Source organism: Zunongwangia atlantica 22II14-10F7, assembly GCF_002094855.1.
In the GTDB taxonomy this organism is placed as follows: Bacteria; Bacteroidota; Bacteroidia; order Flavobacteriales; family Flavobacteriaceae; genus Zunongwangia; species Zunongwangia atlantica.
This window is the reverse complement of the sequence record NZ_ARYN01000009.1, coordinates 178,961-204,013: the sequence shown is the minus strand read 5'-3', so window position 1 is coordinate 204,013 and position 25,053 is coordinate 178,961. Positions and strand designations below refer to the sequence as shown.

Below are 25,053 nucleotides of genomic sequence, written 5' to 3'. Positions count from 1 at the left end.
ACTAATTAATTAATCTGGATGAACGATGAGAAAGAATGATAGAAATTACAGCAAATTTTTAATGGTATTTTTAGTAATGCTGGGGATGGGTTTGTTTAACCAAATAAATGCACAGGAATTTAAAACTATATCTGGTACCGTTACTTCAGAAGAAGGAAAGGCCCTGAAAGGCGTAAATCTTTTTGTTCCTAATACTGCTTATGGAAGTACTACCGATGCCAAGGGAAATTTTGAAATGCATATTCCGGCAGATTCTAAAGTTGTAGTTAATTATATTGGTTTTACTACGAAAACGATTGATACTTCAAAAGAAGCAGATTTTCAATTAAAGCTTCAAAAAGAAGAAGATTTGCAAGAAGATACGGTTAAACTGAGTTATGCTAATAAAAAGAATAAACCTAAAACCCGCATTATCAAAATAGAGAAATAAATCGAACTTTAAACAGTATCCTATTTAAGTTAGTAGATGTTTAGATTATTTTAAGTTGATTGGTTAGTCACAAGAGGAGCATGTAAATACACGCTTCTCTTTGACTTTATACCTATCCAAAACCAGTAAATTATGAAAAGAATTATTTTACCAGCCTTTCTTGCCTCAATTTTGATCTTTACTGCTTGTAAAGACCAAAAGAAAGACGACCAAACTCAAACTGAAACTGAAGAATCGCAAACCAAAACTTCCTGGCAAAAACCAGATAAAAATGCAAAAACTTACGCCGAGTTATCTATTAGAAAAGGTGACGATTGGAAACCAGAGAAATTTGGTGGTGGCGAGTTTATGAATGTCGATTCGTTACAGTTGCCAGAAGGCCATAGCGATCATGCTTATTATATTCGGTACGAAGGGCCAGGATGGGAAAATAGCCAGGTTGGATTTAGATTTTATCTGGATTGGAGAAATGCTATAGATATTTGGGGAAAGAAAGAAGATACTATTGTGCTGCCTTATGTTGGGCAGGAAAATTATGAAGATTACCACCACGACTCAGGATGGGGGCAGGATATTTTAAAAGCGGGAAGATCTGTAGGACTTGGCGGTTATGGGAGATACATGAACGATTCTGTTGCTCATTTTAGAAACGTAAGAAATACAATAGCTTCAGTAGAAAATAGCGAAAAAAAATCATCAGTTTTCATCGATTATGATGATTGGGTAACCGGTGAAGATTCTATTGATTTGGATGCGACTTTCAGTATTTATCCTGAAGGAAGATTTAGTAAGATAGATTTAAAACCTTCCGCAGAAATAGAGGGGCTAACTACCGGAATTGTAAAATTTGAAGATATTCCTTTAACGGAGAAGAAGAGTGAAGATGGCGAGTGGGGTTATATCGCAACCTATGGTACACAAACACTGGTAAGTGACGAAGATCAATTGGGTATGGCCATATTTTATAAAACTTCAGAAGTAGAAAAAATTCAGGAAGGGCCACATGATCATCTAGTGATCTTTAAACCAACTACAAATGCAGTTTCCTATTACATTTTAGCAGCCTGGGAGCAGGAAAAAAATGGATTGGCAAGTGAAGAGGAATTTGTGCAAAGTTTAGATGAGCATTTAAATACACTTCAGGAAAACGGTAAATTAAATTAAAATGAAGAAAAGAGAATATAGTCTTGCTTTAAGTTCGCTAGCAATTTTAATGATTATTTTAGTGATGTTTTCATGCAAAAATGAAAACAAAAATGCCGCTGAAACATCTAATATTGAAACTACAAAAGAAGGTATTTCAAAAGATCTTAAATGGTCTGAGCGTATGTTGCTTTCAGAAATAAAAAGATTTCCAGAAGCATCAAAGCTGGATTTTGTAGATAAAGCTAGATGGAGTTACACTAATGGTTTGGTTTTAACAGCAGCTAAAGGTGTTTTTCAACAAACCAAAAAAGAAAAATATTATAATTATATTTATGATTATGCCGATGTTTTAATAGAGGATAATGGGACTATAAAAACTTACGATATTGAAAAATATAATCTGGATATGATAAAATCTGGAGATGTTTTACTGTATCTATATCCAAAAACTAAAGAGGATCGCTTTAAAAAAGCAGCTGATACTTTACGAAAGCAATTAGATGGCCAGCCAAAAACTTCAGATGGAGGATTTTGGCATAAGAAACGATATACACACCAAATGTGGTTAGATGGTTTATATATGGCGGAACCTTTTTATGCGCATTATACCCAAATGTTTAGTGAAGATGAGGAAGCACAGAAAGCTTACGACGAAATTGTACGCCAGTTCGATCTTATCCAGGAACATACTTTAGATGAAGAAACCGGACTCTTATATCACGGTTGGGACGAGAGTAAGGAGCAAAAATGGGCCAACAAAGAAACCGGTACTTCACCAAATTTCTGGTCTAGAGCAATGGGTTGGTACGGTATGGCAATGGTCGATGTTTTAGATTATTTGCCAGAAGATCATCCCGGAAGAGAAAAAATAATTGGTTATTTAGAAAGTTATGCTGAAGCTTTATTAAAAGTTCAAGATCAGGAAACCGGACTTTGGTACCAGGTTTTGGATAAAGGTGATAAAGAGGGGAATTACCTTGAAGCTACTGGATCGTCTATGTTTGTATATACTTTCGCTAAAGCTGTTAATAATGGTTATTTACCAGAGAAATATTTAGATGAAGCTGAAAAAACCTATCAGGGAATTTTAGATAATTTAATCACTGTTGAAGAAGACGGAACTGTAAATCTCAACCAGTGTTGTGCGGTTGCGGGTCTTGGCGGAGACCCCTATCGCGATGCATCTTTTGAATATTATGTGAATGAAAAAATTCGTTCTAACGATCCCAAAGGAACAGGGCCATTTATTTTGGCTAGCTTAGAATTGAATAAGTAAAAAGTGACTAAAAATTTCATTGTTGTGTTTGTAATTTTGGTTTTAGGCCAAAGCACCTTTGCCCAAAAAAAGGTAGAGGTGCGGCCTTATACCATTTCCACAACTGTAGAAAAATATAAAAAGGATTATCCGTTTATAAAATCTATTAAGCCTCTAATTTCTGAAAATATTATTGCTGAAGAAGATATTGAATATAAAGAAACAGCAAGCTCAATACTCAAATTAGATATTTACCGACCTGTTTTTTGTGCGGAAGAAAAAGCGCCTGTAATTTTGTTGATTCACGGTGGTGGATGGATTTCCGGAAGCAAAGAAAATCAGCGTATCATGGCGCAAAATCTTGCTGAAAATGGATTTGTAGCAGTAACTGTTGCTTATAGACTGAGTCAGGAAGCAGTGTATCCTGCCGCAGTGATCGATATTAAAGATGCCATACGCTGGATAAAATCTAATGCGAAAACCTACAATATCGACTCAGATAAAATAGCAGTTTTAGGAACTTCTGCCGGGGCGCAATTGGCAACATTGGTTGGTTTGACTCCAAATTTTGAAATCTACCATGAGCAGAGTGAAGAAATATCTTCGGAAGTTCAGGCGATCGTAAATATAGACGGAATTGTTTCTTTTATTCATCCTGAAGCCAATGCTGAAGGTGAAATTGCCGGACTTTGGTTAGATGGCTCTCGTACTGAAAATCCTAAAAATTGGAAAGAGGCTTCTCCCTTAGAATATGTTGGTGAAAAAACGCCACCAACTTTGTTTATCAATAGTTCGATGCCAAGATTTCATGCCGGGCGTGACGATATGATCAAAATAATGGATAAATATGGTATCTATTCTGAAGTACATACATTGGAGAATTCTCCGCATTCTTTTTGGTTATTAGAGCCCTGGTTTCAACCGACTTTAGATTATACTGTTTCCTTTTTGAATAAAATTTTTAGAGAATAATGATATTAAGATTGTTTAAAATATGGATACTTTTTTTCGCTGTTCAAATTGCTTCAGCACAGGAACCTTATCTTAAAATCACAGTAGCAAAGGACGGAACAGGTGATTTTGAAACCATTCATGAAGCAGTAAATTCCACTCGGGACTTAGGTCCGGGTGAAGTAGAAATATTTATCAAAAATGGAGTTTACAACGAGAAAATTATAATCCCAACCTGGAAGCATCAGCTTAGTTTAATTGGTGAGAGCCAAGAGGGAACGATTATTCAGGGGAATGATTATTCGGGGAAGATCGATAAAGTTACCGGAGAAAAACTAAATACGTTTACTTCGTACACCGTTTTAGTTCAGGGGGATGATATTCATTTTAGAAATTTAACGATTCAAAATACCTGGTGTGAAAGTGGACAGGCGGTGGCGCTTCATGTAGAAGGCGATCGATTTATGGCTGAAAACTGTAATTTGTTAGGATGCCAGGACACATTATACACGGCAACAGAGGGCAGCCGTCAATATTATAAGAACTGCTATATCGAAGGAACAACCGATTTTATTTTTGGTCAAGCTACCTGTGTTTTTGAAGAGTGTACGATTAAAAGTCTGGCGAATTCTTATGTCACCGCAGCTGCAACTCCGGCAAATCAGGAATTTGGATATGTATTTTTTGATAGCGAGTTAATTGCGAAAGATGGTGTAGACAAAGTTTATTTAGGAAGACCTTGGCGCTCTTATGCAAAAACGGTTTTTATCAACTCAACTTTAGGCGAACATATTGTTGAAAAAGGCTGGGATCCTTGGACGGGCGATAAAATGTTTCCGCAGAAAGAAAAAACAACTTATTACGCAGAATATCAAAGCAAAGGCAAAGGTGCTTCTCCTGAAACTCGTATAGCCTGGTCGCATCAACTCACTGAAGCTGAGTTAAAAAAATATACCATTAAAAATATATTCTCGGGAAACCAAAACGACTGGAATCCTAACGAGTAAGTTTAATCGCATTAAGGATCGAGCAGCGTGTTTAAGCTCTTTTGTTTGGCCTTTTTTTGGCTAAGCAAAAAGCGAGTAGCGAGAGCCTGACACTTAGCCCGAATGGGATATGGGGAATGCCCAAATTATACAATTATGAGATCAAAATTAGTTAGTTTTTTAGCCATTTTTTTGATGGTGATTTCGGTAAAAGCGCAAACATTATATCTTATCGGCGATTCTACAATGGCCGATAAAAAGAATCCGGACGAAAACCCAGAACACGGCTGGGGACAAATGTTGTCTGAGTTAATGAACGATGAAATTAAAATAGAAAATCATGCGGTGAATGGGCGTAGTTCTAAAAGTTTTATTGGTGAAGGAAGATGGAAAACGGTTTATGATAAATTAAAACCGGGTGATTTTGTGATCATTCAGTTTGGGCATAACGACCAGAAAATTAAGTCGCCAGATCGATTTACCCATCCGTTTACCGAATATCGTTATAACTTAGAGAAATACGTAAAGGAAACTCGGGAAAAAGGCGCAACGCCAATTTTAATGAGCTCGATTGTTCGTAGAAATTTTAATGAACAAGGAACTTTGGTCGATACGCATGGTGAATATCCTTTGGTGGTTAGAATGGTTGCTAAAGATCTGGATGTTCCGTTTATCGATATGCAATGGTTAACCGAGCAGTTAGAAGTAAAATTTGGAGCGGAAGAGTCGGCCGATCTGCATTTGCATTTTGAGCCGGGAGAAGTGGCTTATTATCCCGACGGAAAAAGCGATAACACACATTTATCTGAGAAAGGCGCAACCTTGGTCGCCATTTTGGCGCTACAGGAAATCGCTAAAAAAGATTTACCTTTAAAGAAATACATCAAAGAATCTACCCTTAAAAAAGAAATTTTATAATGTACACACCACCAATTTTTTTCAAAGACAACGAGAGCGAATGGGAGTATGCTGCGGAAGGTATTACCCGAAAATTCATCGGTTATAATCCGCAGTTAATGTTAGTGAAAGTGAAATTTGAAAAAGGTGCGATTGGAGCTTTACACGATCATTTTCATACACAGGGGTCGTATGTGGCTTCCGGGAAATTCAAAATTACGATTAATGGAGACTCTAAAGTTTTAGAAGCCGGCGATGGTTTTTTTGTATTACCAAATACCGAACACGGCGCTGAATGCCTGGAACCCGGAGTTTTAATCGATGTGTTTAATCCTATTCGGGAAGATTTTTTGGATGAATAAACTTAAGTTTTTAGTTAGTTTATTGGTTTTTTTTCCGATGCTGAATTTTGCTCAGCTTTCTTCGGAAGAAAAACAAACTCGAATTGATGAGATCGTCAACCGAATTCAGTTGCCTGAAATTCCTGAAGTTGAGGTTTCGGTTTTAGATTATGGAGCGAAACCAAATTCAGCAAAAGACAGTAAAAAAGCTTTTGATAAAGCTATAAAATCACTTCAAAAAAAAGGCGGTGGAAAATTAATCGTTCCAAAAGGCGAATATCAATTGGAAGGGCCAATTCATTTAATCAGTAATATGGAACTTCATTTAGCTGAAGGCGTATTGCTGAATTTCGGCACCAATCCTAAAGATTACCCAATGGTGTTGACCAGTTGGGAAGGGACGATGTTATACAATTATAGTCCGCTAATTTATGGCAATAACTTAAAAAACGTTGCCATCACCGGAAGTGGAACCATAAACGGAAACGGAAAAGAATTCTGGCAAAGCTGGAAAAGTAAAGAAGATCCTGCAAAGCAAAAAAGTAGGGAGATGAATCATAATTCGACTCCGCTTCAAGATCGACAATTTGGAGAAGGCAGTTATTTGCGTCCACAATTATTGCAATTGGTAAATTCAGAAAGTATTTTAATTGAAGATATAAGAATTGAAAATGCGCCGTTTTGGTGCATTCATTTGCTAAAATGTAAAAGCGCCACTTTGCGCGGCTTGTCTTACGATTCGCACAACAGTAATAACGACGGCATCGATTTAGAATATACGAGCGATGTTTTAATCGAAGACGTTACTTTCGATAATGGCGATGACAACGTAGCGATAAAAGCCGGTAGAGACGATGAAGGAAGAGCAAATGCCGCCACACCTTCAGAAAATATTGTGATGCGAAACTGCTTGCTGAAAGGTTTACACGCTTTTGTAATCGGGAGTGAAATGAGTGCCGGCGTGCGAAATGTATTCGTGCAGAATTGCAAAGCGCACGGCTACCTAAAACGCGGAATTTATTTTAAAACCAATCCAGATCGTGGTGGTTATATCAAAGATATTTATATCGATAACCTGAAATTCGATAAAACTGAAGATCTTTTTTATATAACCTCATTTTATCACGGCGAAGGTGAGGGACATAACTCAAAAATTTCCGATATTTATATCAATAATATTACATGTGAAGAAGCCACGGGAACAGCAGTGGTAATCCAGGGATTTGAAGAAAGTAAAGTTGAAAACCTTCACCTTCAGAATATAAAAGTTAGCAAAGCCAACAATGGAACTTCGATCACCAATACCAAAAATGTGGTTGTTGATAATCTAATTATCGGCGAAGAAGCCGGAGTCCCAACTGCCGTCGGGAAAGATGTTGAGAAAAATAATTAGCCTTTTTATTCAGTGTTTTTCAGGATAGGACAGGATGCTTGCTGCAAGGATTTCGGCTATTTTCACAACTTAATGAGAAAACGATTTCGGTTTTTCAAAATTTGAAGTTTATAATGAAGATTTTTCGTGATTTATTGTTTTCAGCAATAATTCTTAGCAGTATAAGTTTAAGCGCTCAAAATCAGCAATATTGGCCAGAGCAGCAAAAGGAAATGAAACCCTGGACGCGTTGGTGGTGGATGGGAAGCGCGGTAGACAAAAAAAATATCCGTGAGCATTTAATCGAATTTGAAAAAGCCGGACTGGGCGGTGTAGAAATTACGCCAATTTATGGCGCAAAAGGTGAAGAAGATCATTTTTTAGATTTTCTTTCTCCAGAATATCTTGAAATTTTAGATTTTACCATAAAAACCGGTGACAGCTTGGGTTTAGGAGTCGATATGGTTTTAGGAACCGGCTGGCCGTATGGTGGTAAGCAGGTAAGTGTAGATGATGCGGCTTCAAAATTAGTGGTGAATAAAATAGAACTCGAAAAAGGAGAAACTTTTGAAGGTTCTTTACTTCCAAAAGACGAAAAAAATCCTGTTTTTCTTCAAGCCGTGGTTGCCTTTAATGAAGATGGTGGTTCAGAAATTATTACCGAAAATGTTAAAAATAACACCGAATTAAAATGGAAAGCGAAAAGGCAGAATTATACAATTTATGCTTTATTTCTTGGTAAAACCGGGCAAAAAGTGAAACGAGCTGCTCCCGGTGGCGCAGGTTTTACATTAGATCATTTTTCGAAATATGCACTAAACAATTATTTAAAACCTTTTAATGAAGCTTTTGCTAAGATTAGTGAAAAACCAAGGGCAATTTTTAATGATAGTTACGAGGTTTATGGAACAGATTTCACCAAAGACTTCCTTCAGCAATTCGAAAAAAGAAGAGGTTATAATTTAGTTAAGCATCTGGATAAGTTATTGCTGAAAGAAGATGATGAAATAGGAAACCGAGTGAAAGCCGATTTTAGAGAGACAATTTCTGATATTTTATTGGAAGAATTTGATAATCCCTGGACGGGCTGGGCTAACGACAATGGTATGAAAAGCAGGTTGCAGGCGCACGGTTCTCCCGGAAATTTAATAGATCTATATGCCGCGGCAGATATACCAGAATGTGAAACTTTTGGCTCAATGCCTTTTGATATTCCCGGGTTTAGGAGAGATTCTGCAAATATTAGAAAAGGAGATGCAGATCCTGTGATGCTTAAATTTTCATCTTCAGCAGGTCATGTGGCGGGTAGACCTTTAATTTCTTCAGAGTCTTTTACCTGGCTTCGTGAGCATTTTAAAACAGCACTTTCACAAACAAAACCAGAGGCTGAAGAATTATTACTTAATGGCGTAAATCATATGTTTTTACATGGTTCAACTTATTCGCCAGAGCGCGCCGGTTGGCCGGGTTGGAAGTTTTATGCTTCTGTAAATTTTAGTCCAAAAAATACTATTTGGAAAGATGCTCCTGGATTATTTTCTTACTTAACCAATGTGCAATCGATGTTGCAAGAAGGTAAAGCAGATAATGAAAATCTGGTGTATTGGCCTATTTATGATATCTGGAATTCGTATTACGATGCAAATCTGTTTGTTCAGCTTAAAATTCATTCTTTAGAAGAATGGTTAACGCATACGTCTTTTTATAAATTATCTACCAATTTGATGCAAAATGGCTACGGAATCGATTTTATTTCAGATCGTTTTATCGAGCAGGCTAAAGTTGTAAATGGGAAATTAAAATTACCTGGCGGAACTTTTTCAAGTTTAATTATTCCTGAAGCTAAGTTTATTCCGCTTAAAACAATGCAAAAGTTAGTAGAACTGCAGGAAGCCGGGGCCAATATTATTTTTGAAGCCAAACCAGAAAGTGTTCCAGGATTTAAAGATTACAAGACGGCGAACCAAAAGCTGAAAAAATTAAACGAGAAAATTACAATTTCAGCGGATGTAAAATCCAGCCTGAAATCATCCAATATTAATCCTGAGACTTTGGTGCAAAGCGGACTCAAATACATTAGACGAGCCGATGAAGATGGTAAGATCTATTTTTTGGTCAACCATACTTCAAGAAGCATTGATGAGTTTATTCCACTAAATTCCGAAGAAAAAGCAGCTTTAATTTTAGATCCATTAAATCAAAATCTGGGAATTGCAGAGACTAAAACCTCAGAAAATAAATTGCTGGTAAGACTTCAAATAAAACCAGGACAATCTCTACTTGTAAAAACAGCTGAAAGTTTTGATGCACCAGCCTTGGACTATTTTGAAACCGCTGGAGATGCTATTGTTTTAGAAAACTGGAGCCTTAGTTTTGAGAATGGAGGACCAGAATTGCCAAGACCCAATGAGCTTTCAGAATTAAAAAGCTGGACGAAAATCGATGAAACAGCCGCTAATTTTTCTGGAACAGGCATTTATGAAACCACTTTTAAAAATCCAGATGAAAGTGTAGAATATTGGAAATTAGATCTTGGAGATGTTAGAGAAAGTGCCCAGGTTTGGTTGAATGACGAGTATGTTGGCCGGTATTGGTCAGTTCCTTTCGAGCTTGTTTTAAAAGATTTAAAAGAAGGAGAAAATAAATTAACCGTAAAAGTAACCAATCTTGCCGCTAATAGATTGCGAGCTAAAGAAATGAGAGGAGAAGAATGGAAAACCTTCTACGAAATTAATATGGTAAATAAAGATTACGAAAAATTTGATGCTACCAAATGGGATCCTATGCCTTCAGGATTAGTTAGTCCTGTTAAACTTATTCCCCTAAAAACCCTAAAATAATCCGAAATTACTATGAAAAATATTAGTCTGTTTATTTGCCTTTTCATTTGTGCACAAATTGGTTTTGCTCAGCAAATCGATCGTGATCAGGTTTTAAAAGATATGGAACTTGCCAATGCTTATTTTATGCAAAAATGGCCAGATGTTGGTAAAACTATTATTACCAATAAAGAACGGCCAAGTAACATTTGGACGCGTGGCGTTTATTACGAGGGGTTAATGGCGCTGCACGAAATAATGCCAAAAGAGGAATATTATAAATACGCTTTAGACTGGGCAAATTTTCACGAATGGGGATTTAGAAGTGGTAATGAAACCCGTAATGCAGACGATTACTGTGCTGCGCAAACCTATATTGATCTTTACAATTTGCAACCAGATCCAGAAAAATTAAAAAATACCAGAGCCTGTATGCAAAAGTTTTTGTTTACACCGCAAACTGGTGATTGGGATTGGATAGATGCAATACAAATGGGAATGCCGGTATTTGCGAAAATGGGCGTTTTAGAGGAAGATTCTCGTTACTACGAAAAAATGTATCAAATGTATATGGATACTAGAAATTCTATCGGCGGAAATGGATTATTTAATGAAAAAGATGGACTATGGTGGAGAGATGCAGATTTTGATCCGCCTTATACTGAACCCAATGGAGAAGATTCTTATTGGAGTAGAGGAAACGGTTGGGTGATAGGAGCTTTAGCAAAAGTATTATCCATTATTCCTGAAGGTACTGTACATGAAGAACAGTACAAAGAAGATCTTGAAGCGATGGCTGAAGCCTTAGTAAAAGTACAGCGTAAAGATGGTTTTTGGAATGTAAGCTTACATGACGAGGGCCACTTTGGAGGCAAAGAACTTTCTGGTACTGCATTATTCGTTTATGGGATGGCTTACGGCGTAAATAACGGAATTTTAGATAAAGATAAATACATGCCGGTTATCACTAAAGCCTGGAATGCAATGATAAAAGATGGTCTTCACGAAAACGGATTTTTAGGTTGGGTACAGTCTACAGGAAAAGAGCCAAAAGACGGGCAACCATTATCTTATAAAAAGATTCCAGATTTTGAAGATTATGGTTTAGGCTGCTTTTTACTGGCAGGAGCTGAAGTTTATAGAATTCAATCTTAAGTATGCGAAAATTAATTATTCTATTCCTCTTGTTTAGTGCTTTTATTAGTAAAGCCCAGGATTTTGAAATCGATCTTTGGGAAGGGAAAATTCCCGGAAGTATTGAAAATAATGAATACCGGGAAGAGCAAAAGTTTGATGGCGATCAATTAACCGGCGTAAGCAAAGTTAAAGAACCAAAACTTTATGCCTATTTAGCAAAGGGAGATTCGTTAAAAAGTGCGGTAATTATTTTTCCCGGTGGCGGTTATAGTCATTTGGCGATCGATAAGGAAGGTTTTAAACTAGCAGAATGGCTGGCTTCTGAAGGAATTTCAGCATTCGTATTAAAGTATCGTTTACCTTCAGATGCAATCATGGAAGATAAATCTGTAGGCCCATTGATGGATGCACAACGCGCTGTAAGAGTCTTACGAACTAACGCAGAAAAATGGAATCTTGATTCTAACAAGATCGGGATTATGGGCTTTTCTGCAGGCGGGCATTTGGCAGCAACGCTTTCTACACACTTTGATGAAAAAGTTTATTCTGCGGAAATAGAAAAAAGTGCACGACCAGATTTTTCAATATTGGTTTATCCTGTTGTAAGTTTAACCAATGAAATTACCCATCGAGGTTCCAGAGGGCAATTATTGGGAAAAACACCTTCAGAAGAATTAGTACAACATTTTTCTAACGAAACTCAGGTTTCAGAAAATACCCCACCAACATTTTTGATTCATGCGATGGACGATCATGCCGTTCCGGTAGAAAATAGCCTTAAGTATTTAAAAGCTCTGAAGGAAAACAATGTTCCCGCTGAAATTCATATTTTTGAGAATGGTGGTCACGGCTTTGGGATGGGAAGACAACTTACCAATAATACCTGGCCAACCAGCTTACTTAACTGGCTAAAATTGCATCATTATAAAAATTAAACTCCATGAAATTTAATCAGGCATTCAGTTTTCTATTGCTTATTTGTTTTTTTACCTCTTGTAATGCGCAAAAAAAGGTTTATTTATTCAGTTATTTTAAAAGAAATGGAAAAGATGGTTTGCATTATGCCTATAGCAAAGATGGCTTAAAATGGGAAACTTTAAATAACGATGTGTCTTTATTAAGTCCTGAAGTTGGTGAACAAAAATTGATGCGTGATCCCTGTATCATAAAAGGCGGTGATGGTAAATATCATATGGTTTGGACAACGGGTTGGACAGAACGGGGGATTGGCTATGCTTCTTCTGAAGATTTAATTAATTGGTCACAACAAGAATTAATTCCTGTGATGAAAGACGAAGAAACCGCCAGAAATTGCTGGGCTCCAGAAATCACATACGACGAGAAAAATGATGAATATATGATTTACTGGGCAACAACAATTCCGGGTAAATTTCCTGAAACACAATCTAATATGGATAGTGGATACAATCATCGTATGTATTATGTAACCACAAAAGATTTTAAAGATTATTCTGAAACTAAACTTTTATATGAGCCTGGGTTTAATGTGATCGATGCCAGTATTAGTTGGCACGATGGCAAGTATGTTATGATCTTAAAAGATGAAACCAGAGAGCCTGCACAAAAGAACTTAAAAGTTGCGTTTGCTGAAGATTTAATCGGTCCTTATACCGATGCCAGCGAACCAATTACAGGGAAATATTGGGCAGAAGGTCCAACCATGTTAAAAGTAGAAGATCAATACATCGTGTATTTTGATAAATATACAGATCATCAATACGGAGCCGTTGCTTCAACAGATTTAAAAAATTGGATAGATATTTCAGATCAAATCACATTCCCAAAAGGAACTCGCCACGGAACTGCAATAACTATTACTGAAGCAGAATTGGAGAATTTGATCAATAAATAGAGGAAAGAATAATTTTTAGAGGTTAGAATTAGAAAATTATTCTTTATGCTTTTCAATAGCTACAGCGTAAATCTGAGTCTCGTCTTCAAAATTAGCTCTAAAAATAATCCATTTTCCATCAGGTGAAAAGTGCACATTAGGTTCTAAACTATAATTGTGCCTGCTCATATCCACCAGTTTTTCAGAAACCAATTTATTTCCTTTAGGTGTGAAATGATAAATCCATTGGCCGTCATCTGCTCTGGCAACCTGAGATTTATCGCCACCATCGCCGGCAAATGTTTTCATATCTGGTGAAATAGTATAATGTATAGACCATTCGTTTCGTTCTAATTGATACCGAGTTTCTTTTCCGGTTTCAATATTTTTTCCGGCTAAATAGAATGTTTCACCACGCGGAATTTGCAAATCGAACCAAATGGTTTTTCCATCAGGACTAAAAAACTCGTGTCCGGCAATTTCTCGATGCACCGTTCTTTTATGAATTAACGTCGTATCTCCCGATTTCAAATTATACGTCCAAATACGATCTACTTTATGCCAGGGACCTTCGTGACAATACATTAATAAATTAGGATCTGTTGGTGAAAATTGCTCGTGATTAAGCCAGGCATTTTCTTGGTAAAGCTTGGTTAATTTTCCTGTTTTAACATCGATCTTCATTAAATGCCGAGGTAAATGCGCATCATAGATTAAATTAAAATAGCTGGATTTATTAGGGTTTTTTCTAAATAATTCAGCTTCCTCTTTTGTGGCTACAACTCCGCCCAGCAATTTTTCCGAAGCATTTATCGTGTTAACGCCAACACTAACACCTTCCGGAAGTTTTTTTATAAAATCGGTTTTTTGCGTATCGATATGACTTGCGAAAACACTATCATTTAACGTGTAAAATACTTTTCTCGATTTAGTTCCTACAATCTCGCCACGTTTTTTGCCGTTTTTGGTAGTGATGGCTTTTTGTTCTTGCGTGGTTAAATTTAATGAGCAATATTGATTGCCAAGACGTGTTCTCTTGTGAAAAATCATTAACCAATCTGCATTATTTTCAGCTTTTACAAACGGATTATTATGGAAATAGAAACTGTAATTGGTTCCTTCTGAAGTCAATTTCTTTATTTGATGTCCGGTAATTTTATCGATCCAGGTGGCTGGCATTTCTCCTTCTCCCGTCAATAAAACAGGAATAGAATCCTGTATTTCTTTTGAAATCAACATTCTTGGAGTATTCATCTTGGCCTTACAAGAAACTATTGTAATTAATAAGATCAGAAATGCCAAAATGAAACATTTCAAAGGAATTCTGATTAATTTTGAAAATCTAGATGAGCCCATATTCGATGAATTTTAAGGCATTTTCTTCAAGCCTTCCCACTTAACATTCCACTTGCCATTGTTGGGAAATCCCGGGTTTTTCTCGTTGGTTTCGTCCCAACCGGCGCACATCATTGCTACCGCAGTAAGTAAACCGCCATTTCCTGGCATATATAAGGTTAAGCGCTCTTCCTGATAATTATGTCCGTTTTTTAAATAGGTATTAGTTTGTACATCCATAAAAAGTGCATCTACTGCTTTTTCAGGTTTTCCCAATCGCGCTGCGGCCATTGCTGTCATTGGGAAATCCCAACCCCAGGTATCTTCCCAGGTCCAGATATCCCAAACTTTATTAAAGGTGTTATTCATAATTTCTTTATCGAGCATTGGCGTTACCGGTAACATTCCGTAAGCTCCTAATACAGAAGGATGATCGGTTAAATATTCTGAGTTGGTGTAAGAATCTGTCGCATTTTCAGTAGCTAAATAGTAATCTTCTTGAATAGGAAGCGGCGATAAATTTTCAGCTACTTTTTTCCAAGCTGTAGGTTGTTCTTCCCCCAAACGTTCTTTCCAATCTAGCGCCGTAGTTAATGCCCAGTTCCAATAGGCTAATTCGTATGTCGGGTTAAATGTTTCCATCTTCGGAAAACGTTCTTGCGCGGGAATCACACCCGGGCCTAAATCGTAAGTTCCTTCTTCATTTAAATGCGCAAACGATGCCATAAAATCTGCTGTGGCAAACACTCGTTCTTTATATTTTTCTAAAGTTGTGGCAGTAGAATCTGCACGATACATCAATTCTGCATACGTGATAAAATGCGGTTGTTGCCAAAGTAAAAATGCCCCCACAGACGATGGACCTTCATCACCATAAGGATCAGTCATTTTTTGCCATCTCGCACCTTTAAAGCCTTGTCGTTCTGCTAAATGTTTGGCTTTTTTGAAAACACGATCATACCAGGGTAGACTCTTCTCGAGCAACTCTGGTCTTCCCCATAACGGAAAATGAACTCCGTGCCACCAATGCATTTCTAAATGCGGTTTCCCGTACCAGGAATTATAGGTTAATCCAGTTTCCTGTGGCGGGATTTCTCCGGTACATTGTAATTTGGTCAAGTACTGCGATAATACCACGCGACGTTCTAATTCAGGTGCACGTTTATCGGTACATTCAGAGAAATCGACTATTCCGCCGCTCTTCCAAAATGCTTCCCAACCGTTCTTACTACTTTTTTCTACGGAAGCAAAATCAGTTTCTTTATTGATAGCTTTGTTAGTGAACTGACAGGTAAACGAAAACTTGTTTTGCTGCGGAATCAATTCAAAATATTGAGCTTCTTTTTTATAAAATTTCGCTTTTCCTTTCCAATTGAAACCAATATCGTATTTTAATGAATCCATTTGACGAGTGACTACTGCGTGATTTTTTTCAATTACTGAAATTTCACTTAAATAATCTAGATTTTTAGCTTCCCATTTTGTACCTAAATCGGTCCATCCGCCGGTAGGGTACGGCAATCGAAGTCTTATTTTTAATTGTTCGTTTTTAATTAATTCAGAATTTACTTCAACCCCAATAATATCTTCCTCTTGATGGCAAAGTGTTTTGACTTCCACCGGAATTCCTTCTACCTTAAAGGTACTAGTAATTGCTCCTGTCCACACATTTAGTTCTTGCTGAATATCGGTAATATCTTGCGGTTGAACTTTTTCGCCGTTTTTCTTTAGTAGATCAAAACCAAGATTTCCTAACTGAACACGATGCGGATTCGATCTAAAAAATTCGACTGTTTTTTTTGCTCTTTCTTCCTTTCCCTGAACAGAATAACTCACCTTGCGACCATATTGATCATAATCTTCTAAAGTTTCTTTAAACTTATAATCGCCGGAATTTGGGAACGAATCCCAACCCCATTCCGATTCTGTTCCCAGCGGAACGCCATATTGAAACATATCCGGGAATGTTTGCAATCCCGTACCATCAACGGTAAAGGCAAAACTTCCGTTCCCCACACTTAACGAGGCCAAGGTGTCTAATTGGTTAACGTGTACATTATTTCGAGTAATTACAGTTTTACGATCGATTTTAGAGGTTTTGGCCTGCTCTTTTTTAGTGTTCTCTTCACAACCAAAAAATGATAATATGATTAAACCAAAAAGTATATTTTTTGTTGTTAGCTTAAATTTCATCTTTAAATTCTATTAAGTGTTAAACTCATTAATCCGATCACCACATCATTTGCTCGGGCTTTGAAAGAGAGACTTTTTAACTTCTTTTTCGGGTTAAGCGGAAGGTCTAAAATCGTAGCTGCGCCACCATCAATTCCTTTGTTGGAATAGCCGTGAATGTTGTAATAATCTTTAAAATCACGCGTGATTTCTCCGGTTTTCAAATAAACCCGAGGTGGTTTTGGCGCGTCAGTAGTAAACGCATAGCCGTCTACGTAATAATCCTGCTCGATCGGCCACCAGTTTTCAGGATTTTTGAGTTCTAAAATTTCTTTTGAACCGTCCTGATAAGTCACAATTACTTCGCCATTCACAAATCTGCTTTGCATTGGATTTGTACTACCCGCTATCATTAAATAAGCGTGCGAAGCTTTCCCGAAAATCGGAATTTCAAGTTCTTTGGGATAAACTTCCCATTGGGATACAAAAGCAATATTTTGTTTATTTTCTGCGGAGGGCGTTTGAAACGGAATTCCCTGCGGAGTCGATATTTGGTGTTTTTCGCCTGCTTTTTTACGTAAACCGGAATCGTCGATATGAACTTCTTCAGCGATCCACGGATAACACCAATTACCAATTCCAGTGGTAGGTAATTGCAGCGTTGGGCGTAAAGGTCGCGGCTCTTGGTATTGATCGGTAAAAATATCGCTGACTTCACTATTAAAAATTGAATTTAAATTAACCAGTTCAAATTTTGATTTTGCTGAAGTTTTTACATCCCAATTTTGAAAATCTAAGTCATAAGTTTCATTTTTTGATTCTAACTGAAGCTGATTTGTTCCTGAAACAACATATGCTAACGGAATTTCAATCAAGGTTTTAGATTGAGCCTTTAACTGAATATCTTGCTGACTCTTTTTCGCTGAATTCAGCATTAATTCAGCATCAATAGTTCTTGATGTATTATTTTGTAAACTCAACCGCAAGTGATTTCCTGAAATTTGTTGCTCAAGAATCTCTAATTTTGGAAGTATTTCTACAGAAATCATTTTCCACCAGCTTTGTTCGCCTTGTTGTAATTGTACAAAGAAGCTTTTATTTCCAGTAATTGAATTTAGTTGAAATTCACCTAAATTTAAATCATAGTCTTTAATGATCTCTTGCGGATCGTCAAAACCAACGATTTTAGCCTTATTCAGCTTTAATTGTAAAGTTTCTTCGGAAGCGATTTTGCCAGAAAATTCAGGTTTTTCTAAGCGATTTCCGCTTTGCTTGATTTCAACTGTATAATTTTCAGCATAAGGAAATTCAATAATTAATTTTGGCGAATTATAGGCTTCTTTTTTCCATTTCAGCGGAATTGTTTTTCCGTTGACCAGCACTTCTTCCACTTTTTCTGAAGTAATGCCGATTTCCATTTTTAAAGCTAATTGCTTCGATAAATTTTGCTGAATTTTATACAATTTCGATTTTCTATTCTGATGAAATTCTACCGAAACGTTTGGGATTTTCAAAGAAGCATCGTTCCAATCTTCAGGAAAACCCGGAGTAATTTTCAATTCATTTTCTAACGCATCAGGATGAATTCCGAATAAACCTTCTACCAAACTACGAGCCGCCACCCCGATAGGATCGGCAAAATCGCGGTACAATTCTCCACGAATCGCATCATAAGAGGAAAGCTGCTGAAAACCGCCCGGAGAAGCGCCTAAGTACATACTTTCGATCAACGCACTTTGCCAAAGATCGAAGGCTTTTTCAGTATTACCACCTTTCCAATAGGCCAAAGCCATATGTAGGTTTTCTGCTAAAGCCACGTTATTCACAGACCAGGTATAAGGTTGCCAATTGGTGGTAGAAATAAGTTCTAATTCTCGATCTAAACCTTCAGCTTTTACGGGAATATGTGGAATTTCAGTGGAGACATAATTCAGCATTTGTAACGCCTGTTTTTCTGAAGGAACTGCTTCATCGATCGTATGGTAAATACTCCAAATACCCGGTTGTTCGTGTAAGTTTTGTTCGCCTAATAGATCTTTATATTCCGCAAAAATTCCTTTTTCCTTGATCCATAATTGTTGCTGAAGCGCATTGATAATTTTTTCAGCTTCCTCTTCATAAGGTTTTGGATTCTCACCAACAATTTTACCCAGTTTCGCTGCCATTTTATTGGCGCTATAATTGTAAGCCGAAGTATAAACCACGCCACCACCGGAATATTGCAAAGCATCACTCGCCCAAATAGCAGCGTAAGCATCATAAAGTCCATCGCCATCTGTATCGAAATTTCGTTTTTCCCAGGCAAGATGACGCTTTAACGTCGGCCACATTTCTTTGATATATTCTTTATCGCCACTCCATTGAAAATGCTTGAGTAACTGATCGAAAAACACTAAGTTCATATCGTAATGATGCGCAATGGTATTTTTGTTAGGCCTGCGGGAAATATAGCCACGGCTAAACATCGAAGTCCCGATTTTCTCTTTTTGCCGAGCGAAATGTCTTGAGGTATCAGGAACTACCGGACCGGTTTCTGGTTGTAAAACCTGAGAATTCGCATAGCTTGAAAAGTGTGTTTTTGCTCGATCGTGCCAACCTAGCGGATCAGCCACATAAGCGCCACGCCAGGCGTTGAGGTGCATTCGCCAGGCCACTGAGCCGTGCAAAAAAGCAGGATCTTCCCAAATACCATCGGCAGCAGTGGCTAAAGCTCCGCCCAGCGTATTCAAATAAGGATCGGGTGTTTTTAGCTGAACTCGGTTGGCTAAATCTTCAGCTTTTGATAAAGCTTTTTCAAAATCTTGTTGCAGATCAGTTTGTGATTTATTTTCAACTTGAAGTTGATTTCCGATTTCCCAATAAATTTCAGTTTCTAAATTAGTTATTTTTCCTGCCAGCACCGGTAAATCTTCCGCAGTAGAATTCCATAAATTAAGCGGATTTTCCAAATGATTTACATCGGCTAATTTCACTTCAGCTTCAGGAAAGACGCCGGTCATTACTTTTCGGGTTTCCTTGTTTTTGCTATCCCAGGCATAATCTAAGTGAAATGAATTTTTATCTATTTTAAAGGAATTATGCTCGCAATAATCAGGTTGCAGATAAAAAACAGATTCAGGATCGGCACCAATATCGCCATCACGATGAAATTTCTTTCCGCTGGCACCACCATAAACCCAAACCAAATTGACTTCCGCAGAAATATTTTCAGGAATTACTTTTAAAATAAAACCTTCAGCATCGGCTAAAGCAAGAATTTGTAATTGAAGTTTTCCGCCTTTCAAGAATTCATCTTCAATTATATATTCCATTCTTCCTGGAATATAGGATGTCTTTATCTTATCGGCTTTGGTGATCCATTTGCTATTTTCCGCAGCAAGAATTCCCAATTGAAAATTACCGCCCATTCCCGGCATATATATTGCAAACTCCGGTAAATCGCCGGCTTCTACACGAAATCCTGTATTGGTTCCGTACAGCGCGCGATTAAATTTTCGCGTACCGTTAACCAATTCAAAAGCATTTCCGTTAGGTTGGTAATGGATTTTTCTGGGTTTGTTGTGCCAATAAATAGAATCCTGGCAGAAGCAAAAAGAAGAAAGGAAAAAAGAAAAGAATAGAAAAATGATCTTTTTGATCATGTGGCAGGAATTTAGAGTTTCGATTTGTAATTTTTAAAAAAATCATCGAAAATCTATCCTGTACACACCTGATATTGTATGTTTTCAGGTATATTTTTTTGTTCTAAATAGAAGAATTATTGATTTTCATATTCTATCCTAAGCGTTTCGAAAAGCTTAGCGATTGCAAGATTTAATTCGTTATTAATTTTATTCATTTTTAGAATAGAATCTATAAGTTTATTTTCTCGCGTGTTGATATAGAAAATGGAACTTTCACCCATTTCGAAAAGTCGTTTTTCTGCATCGACCATAATGGCGCTTTCATCTACGATGTTAGAAACGATGCCCATTTGCTCTTGTAAGCTTAAAATCTCTCTTTCTGTGGCTTTTATCTTGTTGCTTAGTTTCCATGCACTTTCAGAAAGTTTAAACTCGGCTTGTTCTCTTTTTACCTTTGCAAGTTTTAAATCTCCACGTTCTTTCCGTAAAAATAATGGGAAACTAACTTTTACTCCTGCTTTGTAATTATTGGTATTGATGTAATCTGGCTCATCAATTTGTTCTGAAAGAAAATTATACTCAACATCAACTTTTGGTAAAAGATTATTTCTTCTTAATCGAATATCTAGGTCGTAAACATCAAGATCGTAACCCAGTGATCTTATTTTTGGGTGATCTTCGATATCTGTGGCGTTGCCCAATAATTGCTCGATGCCTAAAACAGACGTAAAATCCAGAGTTTCTGGCTGGGGTTGCATACGATCTTCAAGCTCTATAGGAATATTTTCTATCCATAGATAATTGCTTAATGCCAGTTTTGCCTTTTGTAATTTAAGTTGAGCCTGTTTTAATTCCAATCTTCGATTTCTTACCGTGATCATGGTTTCTACCGTATCGATTGCAGGTGTTTCTCCCAAGCGGCTAGAAGTCGCAATTCCATCAAACCTTATAATGGCATTTTCTAAAAACTCTTCGTAAACCGAGGTGTTTTGAAAATAATAAACCCAATCTGCATAGGCTTTTGTAGCATCTGCAAGTACCTGGTTCACCAAAATGTTTCTCTCTAATTGAGATTGCTGCTGAAAGATTTTTGCCTGTTTTAGGTTATTCATTCTTTCGTTATAAAGCAAACCTCTTGCCAACTGAATATTAACACCAGCACTCCATAAACCATCATCTGGCGTTGTGTTTTCTGGATTTAAATAATAACCTTCATTTTGCTCGTAACCGGCTTTAAGATCGATCCCATACCAGGTTGGGATTTTAAAAGTACCATGCCATAGTGAATAATATTCGGTTCCATGAAAGTTTTTTTCTTTCATTCCTCCTTCAAGCTTAGGATCAAAAGCACCTCTGGATTTTAATAATTTCGCCTCGGCTCCAGAAAGTTCTAAATTGGCCTGTGCCACGATAGGATGGTGCCGCTTTACCATGGCCAGAAATTCTTCTAAGGTGAAAATTTCTGATTCCTGTTCCTGGGCATTTCCGAAGAAAATTCCAAAAACCGAAAAGTAAAAAAGACAAATTATCTTTCGCATATTACTTCTTAGCATCTTTGGAGTCACTTTTCTTTCCGTCTTTTTGTTTCTCTTCGCTGGTATAATAATTTGGTGGGAATCCATTTAAGTTTCGCCATAATTCATACCAAATAGGCACATCGTCTAATAAAGCTAAAGTTCTGGCTCCAGATCCTACACGAAGTGCTTCTGGCCATTCGTGTTTATCTCTTTCTTTAAGATCTGGTGAAAGTAGAATACGATATTTGCCATTTTCGCTTATAAAATTTTCTATAGCAACCACTTTTGCACCGTAAGTACCGTAAGAAGCATTTGGCCAACCACTAAATACAATAGCAGGCCAACCGTCAAATTGCACCCTTACATGATCACCAATATGTATTAATGGTAGGTCTATAGGTTTTACATAAGTTTCTACCGCAATATCGATATTAGATGGCATAATGGTAACGAGTTTCTCACCTTCTTTAAAAGTTTCTCCCAAACCTTGCTTTAATGCCCGGTTTATATAACCATTTTGGGGAGCACGTATATAATATAGGTTTTTACGAATTTGATAATTAGAAAGTGAATTTTCTAATTTAGAAACCTGTGCTGCAGCATCGAATCTTGAAGAATTAGCTGTGGATATTTCTCCTTCGATTTTGTTGATTTTATCGATATAATTGGCCTCAATACGATTTACTTCCATAATCGCATTCAATAATTCATTTTTACTGCTTAATAATTTGTTTTCTAAATCGATAACCTTGGCCTGAGATTCCTGAAATTTAGATTGTTTGGTTTCTAGATCCAATCTCGATTTAAGTCCTTCTTCATAAAGCTCTGCAATTCGAGTATATTGCCTATCTGCAATACTTAGGTTTACTTTTGCAGCTTCTAAAGATATACTATCGCTATTAATTTTAAGTTCAGCCTGTTTTCTTTTATTTCGGGTTTGTTCTAGTTTTAGTTCCCTTTCACGTTGTATGGCGGCTAACTGGCGCTGTAGAGCTTCAATTTTTAACCCGTAAGATTCAAGTGAATTTGTTTTTGAAGTTAGCTGATCGCCTGTTCTTTCTACAAGAAGCGGATCAAAATATTCATTTTTTACTTCAGCAATATGTAAAATCGTATCACCTTTTTCTACATAATCACCTTCTTGAACATACCATTTTTGGATTTGTCCCGGGATAGGAGATTGTAAGGTTTGGGGTCTTTGATCAGGTTTTAGGGTAGTTACATAACCTCTACTGCTAATGGTTTGCGTCCAGGGAAAAAACAGTAGAATTAGTAAAAACACAAAAGTTCCTAATAAGATCTTGGAAAGAAGTTTGTGATGACTTCTTTTCACGATCAGCGAAAAGGCACTGAATTGCTCGAAGTTTACCTTTTCGCCCAATTTTGTATTAGAAAGATTAAGCATTTTATTGTTTAATTTTTTATTTCTGTTCTAGGTAAAGAGGTTCAAATTCGTCTAATTGATGCGCGTCATCGGCAAGGAAAACGCAAGTGTTTTCTCTTTTGATGTGTTTCATCAATGCTTTTTGATCGTTTTCTGAAAGAATGTATCCTTTCTCGATCATTAAAAACTCAGGGTCTTTTAATAATGCTCTAATAAGGCATATTTTCTTGGCTGTTTTTGCACCAATTTGGGTACTTCCTGAAAATATGTAGGTGTTTAGTGAATCTGGTAATTTATTTACATGATCCAAGACATTAAAGTCTTCCAGCATTTGGTAAACCCTGTCTGAACTCATATTAGGATTACTAAGAGTTAAATTTTCCCAAATGGTACCTTCAAAAATACTGTCGGTATTTAATAGCAGAGCAATTTTATTACGATAGTTGTCCAAATTCACATTTGCTATTTCTTCGCGGTTAAAATAGATCCTACCTTTTTTGGTTTTCTTCATTCCAGAGAGATAATGGAAAAAATCATTTACCACAATTTCTGCACCTACAATGTTTATTAGGTTTCCTTGGTTAACTATCAGATCTGGTACAACGGTTTTTTCGATGTGAAGATCTTCAATTTTAATAGGAAAAATATTCACGTCGTTTTCGTTAACTCCTGTTTTACGATCCAGTTTTTTAGAAGTTACCTCGCTTATTTTTTCAACAGCGGTTACCACATCGTAAATTGTTTCCAGGCTAAGCCCTATTTTTTCTACGGAATTAATTACCAGTACAATAATAATTTCAGCAGCAACAAATTGTCCAATATTCATTTGTTGGTTAAGCACAAGTAAACCACCAATTAATAAGAGTCCTAAGGTTACAATTACCTTAAAAACTACCATTTGCTTGTACTGATTTTTTACGGTGCTAAAATGCGCCTGCCTGTCTTCTAAATATTTTTGAACCAGTGTGTTGTTTTTATTCTGTTCGTATTCGTCTGGAAAAATTTTAAATGTTCTAAAATTCGCAGCTACCTGCTGTATCCAAAACGCAATATGATATTTCTTTTTAGATTCAAGAATACTGGTGTTTACCGCTTTAGAAAGACTAAACTTAAAAATGATATAAATTAGAACCACTAATAAAATTCCAAAAGCAATAAAAAACGGATGGTAAAAAGATAGCAGTAAAAGCCCAAAAACGATTTGGATTACCGCTGCAGGAAAATCCAGTAGCAGTTTTTGTAATCCTTTTTGAAGCGTTAAGACATCAAAAAATCGATTGGACAATTCTGGCGGATAGTAATTTTCCAGTTCTCTTACCCGCATTTTTGGGAAACGATAAATAAACTCGAATGAAGCGCGAGTAAATACTTTTTCCTGTATATTCTCTACAAGATCTAATTGTAAAACCTGTAGAGCACCATTAAAACCAACACCAAGCGTTACCAGGCAGGTTAATAAAATCCAGGAGGTAGATACCTCTGCACCCTGAATAAGATTAATAATTGCCTGTATTCCTAGAGGTAGGGTTAAGCTAATAAGACCTGCAAAAAGCGCATAATATAAGACGTGTAAAATATCACGCTTTTCGAGCTTTAGCAGATTCCATAGTTTAGTCCAGGGAGAAATTGAACTTTTGGCCATATTCTAAATGAATGTTTTGTAACTATTTAAAAATGATCGATATAGATTTTCGAATCAGTAAATGTAATTAAAAGTTGCGTTCTTTTCTAAAGCTTCAGGATTTTATAACATTCCTTAAGCTGCTTGCGAAAATAGAATGGGATTATTAAAAAATCTTTATATCGAGATTAAAATGCCATTAGAATTTCTTAATA

The 25,053-nt window shown here is 36.7% G+C and carries 18 protein-coding genes; 12 read left to right on the top strand and 6 right to left on the bottom strand.

The window, feature by feature from the left end:
• Positions 1–25 precede the first annotated feature (25 nt).
• The 12 genes from IIF7_RS11555 to IIF7_RS11500 all read left to right on the top strand — a co-directional run bounded on the left by IIF7_RS11555 (position 26) and on the right by IIF7_RS11500 (position 13,207).
• Positions 26–430: a carboxypeptidase-like regulatory domain-containing protein gene (locus IIF7_RS11555; protein ID WP_084841845.1), complete on the top strand. Its 405-nt coding sequence runs from the start codon at positions 26–28 to the stop codon at positions 428–430.
• A gap of 132 nt (positions 431–562) precedes the next feature.
• A complete protein-coding gene (locus tag IIF7_RS11550; RefSeq protein WP_084841844.1) occupies positions 563–1,594 on the top strand; it encodes a DUF4861 family protein in 1,032 nt (343 codons plus the stop codon).
• 1 nt (position 1,595) lies between these two features.
• The gene (locus IIF7_RS11545; protein WP_084841843.1) at positions 1,596–2,852 is read left to right on the top strand and encodes a glycoside hydrolase family 88/105 protein; all 1,257 of its coding nucleotides are present in this window, start codon (positions 1,596–1,598) and stop codon (positions 2,850–2,852) included.
• 3 nt (positions 2,853–2,855) lie between these two features.
• Entirely contained in the window at positions 2,856–3,803 is a 948-nt protein-coding gene (locus IIF7_RS11540) for an alpha/beta hydrolase (protein WP_084841842.1), read from the top strand.
• The gene (locus tag IIF7_RS11535; RefSeq protein WP_084841841.1) at positions 3,803–4,789 is read left to right on the top strand and encodes a pectinesterase family protein; all 987 of its coding nucleotides are present in this window, start codon (positions 3,803–3,805) and stop codon (positions 4,787–4,789) included. The genes IIF7_RS11540 and IIF7_RS11535 overlap by 1 nt, the downstream gene beginning before the upstream one ends.
• Before the next feature lie 135 nt (positions 4,790–4,924).
• On the top strand, positions 4,925–5,686 hold the full coding sequence (locus IIF7_RS11530; RefSeq protein ID WP_084841865.1) for a rhamnogalacturonan acetylesterase: 762 nt from the start codon (positions 4,925–4,927) through the stop codon (positions 5,684–5,686).
• Positions 5,686–6,027, top strand: a complete 342-nt coding sequence (locus IIF7_RS11525; protein ID WP_084841840.1) for a cupin domain-containing protein — start codon at positions 5,686–5,688, stop codon at positions 6,025–6,027. The genes IIF7_RS11530 and IIF7_RS11525 overlap by 1 nt, the downstream gene beginning before the upstream one ends.
• Positions 6,020–7,399, top strand: coding sequence for a glycoside hydrolase family 28 protein (locus IIF7_RS11520; RefSeq protein WP_084841839.1), 1,380 nt, complete (start codon positions 6,020–6,022; stop codon positions 7,397–7,399). The genes IIF7_RS11525 and IIF7_RS11520 overlap by 8 nt, the downstream gene beginning before the upstream one ends.
• Positions 7,400–7,512: 113 nt before the next feature.
• The gene (locus tag IIF7_RS11515) at positions 7,513–10,218 is read left to right on the top strand and encodes a glycosyl hydrolase (protein WP_084841838.1); all 2,706 of its coding nucleotides are present in this window, start codon (positions 7,513–7,515) and stop codon (positions 10,216–10,218) included.
• 12 nt (positions 10,219–10,230) lie between these two features.
• Positions 10,231–11,352, top strand: coding sequence for a glycoside hydrolase family 88/105 protein (locus tag IIF7_RS11510; RefSeq protein ID WP_084841837.1), 1,122 nt, complete (start codon positions 10,231–10,233; stop codon positions 11,350–11,352).
• A 2-nt stretch (positions 11,353–11,354) separates the two neighbouring features.
• Positions 11,355–12,269: an alpha/beta hydrolase gene (locus IIF7_RS11505; protein ID WP_084841836.1), complete on the top strand. Its 915-nt coding sequence runs from the start codon at positions 11,355–11,357 to the stop codon at positions 12,267–12,269.
• Between the two features lie 5 nt (positions 12,270–12,274).
• Positions 12,275–13,207 carry a glycoside hydrolase family 43 protein gene (locus IIF7_RS11500; RefSeq protein WP_084841835.1) on the top strand — a complete coding sequence of 311 codons (933 nt, stop codon included), beginning with the start codon at positions 12,275–12,277 and terminating at the stop codon, positions 13,205–13,207.
• Positions 13,208–13,243: 36 nt separating this feature from the next.
• Here the strand turns inward: IIF7_RS11500 and IIF7_RS11495 are convergent, their stop codons facing one another.
• The 6 genes from IIF7_RS11495 to IIF7_RS11470 all read right to left on the bottom strand — a co-directional run bounded on the left by IIF7_RS11495 (position 13,244) and on the right by IIF7_RS11470 (position 24,859).
• Positions 13,244–14,425, bottom strand: a complete 1,182-nt coding sequence (locus IIF7_RS11495) for an oligogalacturonate lyase family protein (RefSeq protein WP_217806685.1) — start codon at positions 14,423–14,425, stop codon at positions 13,244–13,246.
• A 129-nt stretch (positions 14,426–14,554) separates the two neighbouring features.
• Positions 14,555–16,714, bottom strand: a complete 2,160-nt coding sequence (locus IIF7_RS11490; RefSeq protein WP_084841833.1) for a hypothetical protein — start codon at positions 16,712–16,714, stop codon at positions 14,555–14,557.
• 2 nt (positions 16,715–16,716) lie between these two features.
• Positions 16,717–20,334, bottom strand: coding sequence for a DUF4450 domain-containing protein (locus IIF7_RS11485; protein ID WP_084841832.1), 3,618 nt, complete (start codon positions 20,332–20,334; stop codon positions 16,717–16,719).
• 116 nt (positions 20,335–20,450) lie between these two features.
• Positions 20,451–21,854, bottom strand: coding sequence for a TolC family protein (locus tag IIF7_RS11480; protein WP_176218945.1), 1,404 nt, complete (start codon positions 21,852–21,854; stop codon positions 20,451–20,453).
• A 1-nt stretch (position 21,855) separates the two neighbouring features.
• Positions 21,856–23,238: an HlyD family secretion protein gene (locus IIF7_RS11475; protein ID WP_084841830.1), complete on the bottom strand. Its 1,383-nt coding sequence runs from the start codon at positions 23,236–23,238 to the stop codon at positions 21,856–21,858.
• Positions 23,239–23,254: 16 nt separating this feature from the next.
• Positions 23,255–24,859, bottom strand: coding sequence for an ABC transporter transmembrane domain-containing protein (locus tag IIF7_RS11470; RefSeq protein ID WP_084841829.1), 1,605 nt, complete (start codon positions 24,857–24,859; stop codon positions 23,255–23,257).
• Positions 24,860–25,053: the final 194 nt, after the last annotated feature.